Source organism: Cohnella luojiensis, from assembly GCF_004564235.1.
GTDB lineage: Bacteria > Bacillota > Bacilli > Paenibacillales > Paenibacillaceae > Cohnella > Cohnella luojiensis.
In genome coordinates, this window is record NZ_SOMN01000104.1 from 1 (window position 1) to 1107 (window position 1107).

Here is a 1107-nt window from a genome sequence, read left to right on the forward strand (position 1 = left end):
AAACTGGGGTCAAATGCTGCTGCAGCTTTCCGTGTTTTTCCCGGATCGTATCGGACAGCATTTACGATAACATCCCCCCTCGGGGGGAAGCATTAAGAGAGTTTACACAAAAGATTTGACAGACCCCTTTTGGATTCAGGAGCCCTTTCCTATACCGGAATTGAAGGTTCAAAAAATATGGTTGAAATCTCAAAGGAAACAATGAATCGTGCTAACGGTAAGGTTATACATACCACCATGGAAGATTGGGACTATCCCAGTTCCTACTACCATATGGTCGTTTCCAGGCTTGCACTACATTACATAAGTGATATTGAATCCATGTTTGATAAAATCTATAATTCGATAGAACAAGAAGGAACATTTATTTTTTCAGTAGAGCATCCTGTAATGACATCTTCATATGGAATTCACAAAGCGGAAGGCTTTAAACAAGATTGGATTGTAGATAATTATTTTCACACAGGCGTTCGTGAGCAAGAGTGGCTTGGAGGAACTGCAATAAAGTATCACAGAACCATTGAAGATTACTATACTGGCCTACAGAAAGCAGGATTCAGTATTGAAAGTTTAAGGGAATCAAGGCCACGGGAAGAAAACTTTCAGAATCAGGAAACATATAAACGAAGAATGAAAATCCCGCTATTCTTATTTATGAAAGCAAAGAAGATCTAGTTCTTTTGAATGGAAGGAAAAAACCTAAAAGAGCGGAAGTGTGACATTCATGAATCCGATATTTATGCCAAGATTAAGTAAGAAATTTGTTCGTTATCAACAACAAAATCGTTTATTAGGCTATGAATAAATAAGGTCGGAGGAGTTCAAATGAATAATGAGAAAATCTTTTCTCAGAGCTTCAATAAATTAAAGGGAATCTTAGAAGAATATGAATCTCAAATGGACTTAAAGGTCAATTCAGAATACCAGTACTCCCTGGATACATTCAAGATCAATCCTATAAACAAGAAGATCACGTTTTTTGTAATGCTCCCCGTTGTCAAGACACAAAACGAGAGAAAATAAGTTAACTCCTCTCTGGGTTGAAATAGTAGGTTTTAAGAAGCTATACGGGTAAAAGATTGCGAATAAACACTGTCTGGAGAAACC

The 1107-nt window shown here is 37.1% G+C and carries 2 protein-coding genes; both read left to right on the top strand.

Annotated elements, in window-relative coordinates; genetic code table 11:
- Nucleotides 1–129 precede the first annotated feature (129 nt).
- A complete protein-coding gene (locus E2980_RS23915; RefSeq protein ID WP_135154715.1) occupies nucleotides 130–675 on the top strand; it encodes a methyltransferase domain-containing protein in 546 nt (181 codons plus the stop codon).
- 150 nt (nucleotides 676–825) lie between these two features.
- A complete protein-coding gene (locus E2980_RS23920) occupies nucleotides 826–1023 on the top strand; it encodes a hypothetical protein (RefSeq protein WP_135154716.1) in 198 nt (65 codons plus the stop codon).
- Nucleotides 1024–1107 lie beyond the last annotated feature (84 nt).